Genomic DNA, 4780 nt, shown 5'->3' on the forward strand with positions numbered 1-4780 from the left:
TGCGCCAGGAGTGGCGGATCGCGCCGATGTCCCGGATCCAGACCGTGGACACCGCGCGCGGGCCGGTGCAGCGCCTGTTCGGGCTCTCCAGCGTCACCGTGACCACCGCATCCGCGGCCGGGCCGTTGCGCATCGACGCGCTCGACCAGCACGTTGCCGCCGAGCTGGTCACCCGGCTCACCGCGAAGACCCAGGCCGCGCGAGGAGACGCGACATGAGCTGGCAGAAGCTGGACGGCCGGATCGTGGCCGCGCTGGCCATCCTGGTGTTGGCGCCGATCGTGCCGACCATCGCGGTGATGCTGATCGCCGGAGCGGGAGCGGACGCGGTGCGCAACGTCGCCCAGGTGTATTCGGCGATCGCGGCGCTGCTGGTGCTGTCCCGGGCGCTCGAGTGGTACGCGACCAGCTACCGGATCACCGACGAGCGGGTCGAACTGCGCAGCGGAGTGGTTTCGCGCAACCACCGCTCGCTGCCGCGCGAGCGCATCCGCAGCGTGGACCTGACCGCCGATCCGGTGCACCGCCTGCTCGGGCTCGCCGTGGTCAAGATCGGCACCGGGGCGCAAGGAACGGGCGAGCTCAAGCTGGACGCGGTCGCGCGCGAGGAGGCCGACCGGATCCGAACCGAGCTACTCCCGTCCACTTCGGACGGTCAGGATGCTCCGCTGGCGCGGCTGAATCCCGCCTGGCTGCTGTATTCCGCGGTGACGCTGTCGATGATGCTGGCGGTTTGGGGCGCGATCGCCTCCGCGTTCGGTTCGCTCTCGGACGTGTTGCAGAAGTTCGGGCTGTACGGGGAAATCGGCGAGCTGTTCCGGTCGGTGCCGCTGTGGGCGGGCATCGGCGTGCCGGTCGCGGCGGTGCTGCTGACCGGTGTGCTCGGAGCTTTCCTGCTGTCGCTGGAGTTGTGGTGGGACTTCACGCTCACCCGGGAGGACTCCGGAACGCTGCGGGTGCGGCGCGGGCTGCTGACCCGGCGCTCGATTTCCCTTGAGGAGCAACGACTTCGCGGCGTGGAGGTCGCCGAGCCGCTGCTGCTGCGCTGGACCGGCGGCGCGCGCACGAACGCGATCGCCACCGGGCTCAGCGAGCAGGCCGACGGCAAGAACCAGCCGGACGCGAAGACGCTGCTGCCACCGGCACCTCGCGCGCAGGCCATGCGAGTGGCCGCGGCGGTGCTGCGGGAACCGGAATCGGGGGAACCGGAATTCCCCTCCACCGCCGAGTTCCGCCCGCATCCGCGTGCCGCGCTGCGGCGGCGGCTCACCTGGGGATCGCTCAGCGCCGCACCGTTCGCAGCCGTCGGGATCACCGCCGCCGCGCTCGGCTGGATCCCCTGGTGGCTAGCGGTAGTGGTGGCCGCGCTGAGCGTCGCGGTCGCGGCCGCGTTCGCCGTCGACGCCTACCGCAACCTCGGGCACCGGCTGCACGGTCGGTTTCTACTGGTGCGGCGGGGAAGCGGGCTGCGGCGAACGGTGGCGCTGCAGCGCAGCGGGATCATCGGCTGGCGCTTCGAGCAGTCGTTGTTCCAGCGCCGCGCCGGACTGCTGGACGTCGTCGCCACGACCGCGGCCGGGACGGGCCGCTGCACGGTGCCGGACGTGGCGGCAGGAGCGGGACTGGAGTTCGCCGAGCAGACCGTTCCGGGACTGGTCGCCCCGTTCCTCGAACCCAGCCACCCGGAGGATTAATGCGGTCCGCCGCCGCGGCCATCCGGGTGAGACGCAATTCGCAGTATTTGCGCCGAGCACCCGTGATCAAGCCCCGGATCGGAGCATTTTCCGGTGATCAACAGCGGAATAATCCAGATCGGATAATGCCGGCCGAGCGGGTGCGGATCTGGCGACCCGCCCGGATCTGGTGGATTCCGGCGCGCCGGGAACTCCGATGCCTCGGGCGCGCGCTACGGGATCAGCGGTCGAACTCGCCGCGCTTGATGCGCTGGACGAAGCCCGCCCACTGCGCGGGTGTGACGGTGAAGTAGCCGCCCGGCCGGTTCTTGGTGTCCCGGACGCCCACGCGCCCGGTCCCGAATCCGACCTCCACGCACTGCCCTTGATGCGAGGTGCGGCTGCTCGTACGCCAACCCGTGACGTATTCCATCTACAGCTCTCCTATGCGCTCCTGAATCAGCTGACCAGACCCTTCCGGGTTGATCGCATGTGCGCGTAGATGGTCCATCATCGTCGCGTACTTCAACAGCTCGTTATCCCGTTCGAGGTAAAGGCCACCGACGTGGGTTTCCAAATAGACCACATCCGGATCGATGTGATTGGAGTAGCGCAGGATGACGAAAGGACCCGCCTGCGCCGGATGCGCGCCCACCTCCAGCGGCATGACCTGCACCGTCACGTTCGGCAGCTCGGAGAGCTTGAGCAGGTGCTCCAGCTGCTTGCGCAGCACGTCGGTACCGCCGACCACGCGGCGCAGCGCGGCTTCCCCGATCACCGCCCACAAGTCCAAGGGCTGGGAGCCGGTGATCCGGTCCTGCCGTTGCATCCGCAGCTCCACCCGGCGGGTGATCTCCGGTTCGTGCGCGCGGATCAGGGTGGATTTGGTGATGGCGTAGGCGTATTCCTCGGTTTGCAGCAGGCCGGGGATCGCCTCCGACTCGTAGGTGTGCATCGAGGAGGCCTCGGCCTCCAGGCCGACGTAGGTCTCGTACCACTCCGGCAGCACGTCGCTGTAGGAGTGCCACCAGCCGCGCTTGCGGGCATCGCGGGCCAGGTTGATCAGGTGCTCGCGCTCGGCGCCGGTGATGGCGTAGAAGTCCAGCAACGCGCTCACGTCGCCGATCGAGGGGGAACGCTTCGCGGTTTCGAACCGGCCGATCTTGGCCTGGGTGCAACCGAGGTGCGCGGCGGCCTGCTGCTGGGTCACCTCCGCCCGTGCCCGGAGCGTGCGCAGCTCCGCGGCGAGGCGTCGGCGACGCACCGTGGGACTCACTGTCATGAAAACAGTGTCCACCTCTGCCCACAGCGAGTCACCACCGCATCACCCGGACAAGGTGAGCAGGCAGCGGCTGCCGGTTGCCGCGTAGCTCGCGGGATGCGCAGTCCGCTGCCGCTGACTGCCGCGCCCGAGCCGCGGCTTTTCGTTGGCACGCGGGCTGATCGATGCTCTCGGCGGCGTTCCGGCCGACTCGCGGCCGACCGGGCGAGCAGCCGGAACAAGACCTCAACAAGCTTACGCTGAGCAACGATCGACGCGAATGATCGAATTTCGACATAACCGAGCAGCGTGAACGCTCAGCGCCCGGGGATGTTGCGCAGGTTGCTGCGCGCCAGCTGCACCATCTTGCCGACCCCGCCGGAGAGCACCGTGCGGCTCACCGCCAGCGCGAACCCCTTCACCTGCGTGCCGGTGATCCGCGGCGGGATGGACAGCGCGTTCGGGTCGGTGACCACGTCCAGCAACGCGGGACCTCGGTACGCCAGCACCTCGGCCAGCCCATCGCGCACCTCGCCGGGCTTCTCCACCCGCACCGAGTGAAGTCCCGCAGCGGCGGCCACCGCGGCGAAATCCGTCGCGTCGTAGTCGGTGCCGAAGTCCGGCAGACCGTCCACCAGCATCTCCAGCTTCACCATGCCCAGCGAGGAGTTGTTGAACACCACGGCCTTCACCGGCAACCCGCGCGAGCGCAACGTGAGCATGTCGCCGAGCAGCATGGACAACCCGCCGTCGCCCGCCATCGCCACCACCTGCCGCCGCGGGTCGACCAGCTGCGCGCCGATCGCCTGCGGCAGCGCGTTGGCCATCGAGCCGTGCACGAACGAGCCAAGCACCCGGCGGCGGCCGTTCGGCGTGACGTACCGGGCCGCCCACACGTTCGCCATCCCGGTGTCCACTGTGAACACCGCGTCGTCCGCGGCCAGGTCGTCGAGCACGTCGGCGACGTACTCGGGGTGGATCGGCACCTGGTTCTCGACGTTGGTGGTGTAGGCGTCCACGACCCGTTCGAGCTGCTCGGCGTGCGAGCGCAGCATCCGGTCCAGATAGCCGCGGTCGGACTTCTGCCGCAGCTGCGGCAGCACCGCGCGCACCGTCTCGCGCACGTCGCCCTGCACCGCCAGGTCCAGCACGGTGCGCCTGCCCAGGTGCGCCGGTTCGATGTCGACCTGCACCGTGTTGGCCTGCGGGAGGAAGTTGTCGTACGGGAAGTCGGTGCCCAGCAGCACCAGCCGGTCGGCCTTGCCCATCGCCTCCTGGCACGCGCCGTAGCCGAGCAGCCCGCTCATGCCCACGTCGTAGGGGTTGTCGAACTGGATCCACTCCTTGCCGCGCAGCGCGTGCCCGACCGGGGCGTTGAGCTTGCCCGCCAGCTCCATGACCTCGCGGTGCGCGCCGCGGCTGCCCGCGCCGCAGAACAACATCACGCGCTCGGCCGAGTTCAGCGACTCCGCCAACCGCTCGACCTGCGCAGGTGACGGCACGACGGTCGGCGGCTCGGAGTGCACCACGCCGGAACCGGTGGGCCGTGCGGCGGGTTTGTGCGCGATGTCGCCGGGCAGCACCAGCACCGACACCCCGCGTCGCCCCGCAGCGGTCTGGATGGCGCTGCGCAGCAGCCGCGGCATCTGCTCCGGCTGGGACATCAGCTCGCAGAAGTGGCTGCACTCGCCGAACAGCTTCTCCGGGTGGGTCTCCGGGAAGAAGCCGGTGCCGATCTGCTCGGACGGGCTGTGCGAGGCCAGCGCCAGCACCGGCGCGCCGCTGCGGTGCGTGTCGTAGAGCCCGTGGATCAGGTGCAGGTTGCCCGGCCCGCAACTGCCCGCGCA

5 protein-coding genes are annotated in these 4780 nt (G+C 69.8%); 2 read left to right on the forward strand and 3 right to left on the reverse strand.

Annotation, left to right across the window (positions count from 1 at the left end; all coding sequences use genetic code 11):
- Together IJH84_RS03110 and IJH84_RS03115 are read left to right on the forward strand one after the other, a co-directional pair.
- Positions 1–218, forward strand: a 218-nt coding sequence (locus tag IJH84_RS03110; RefSeq protein WP_295139952.1) for a PH domain-containing protein, incomplete at its 5' end; no start/stop codon positions are given.
- Positions 215–1693, forward strand: a complete 1479-nt coding sequence (locus IJH84_RS03115; protein WP_295139954.1) for a PH domain-containing protein — start codon at positions 215–217, stop codon at positions 1691–1693. The genes IJH84_RS03110 and IJH84_RS03115, both read left to right, overlap by 4 nt.
- Before the next feature lie 220 nt (positions 1694–1913).
- Here the strand turns inward: IJH84_RS03115 and IJH84_RS03120 are convergent, their stop codons facing one another.
- The 3 genes from IJH84_RS03120 to IJH84_RS03130 form a co-directional block, all read right to left on the reverse strand.
- Positions 1914–2105 carry a DUF397 domain-containing protein gene (locus tag IJH84_RS03120; RefSeq protein ID WP_200072749.1) on the reverse strand — a complete coding sequence of 64 codons (192 nt, stop codon included), beginning with the start codon at positions 2103–2105 and terminating at the stop codon, positions 1914–1916.
- Positions 2106–2954 (reverse strand): helix-turn-helix transcriptional regulator, encoded by an 849-nt coding sequence (locus IJH84_RS03125; protein WP_200072748.1) that lies wholly within the window; start codon positions 2952–2954, stop codon positions 2106–2108. It abuts the gene before it with no gap.
- 296 nt (positions 2955–3250) lie between these two features.
- Positions 3251–4780: thiamine pyrophosphate-dependent enzyme (locus IJH84_RS03130; RefSeq protein ID WP_295139958.1), on the reverse strand; the 1530-nt coding region annotated here is incomplete at its 5' end.

It is taken from the genome of Saccharopolyspora sp. (assembly GCF_017434145.1).
Classification (GTDB): Bacteria; Actinomycetota; Actinomycetes; order Mycobacteriales; family Pseudonocardiaceae; genus Saccharopolyspora_C; species Saccharopolyspora_C galaxeae.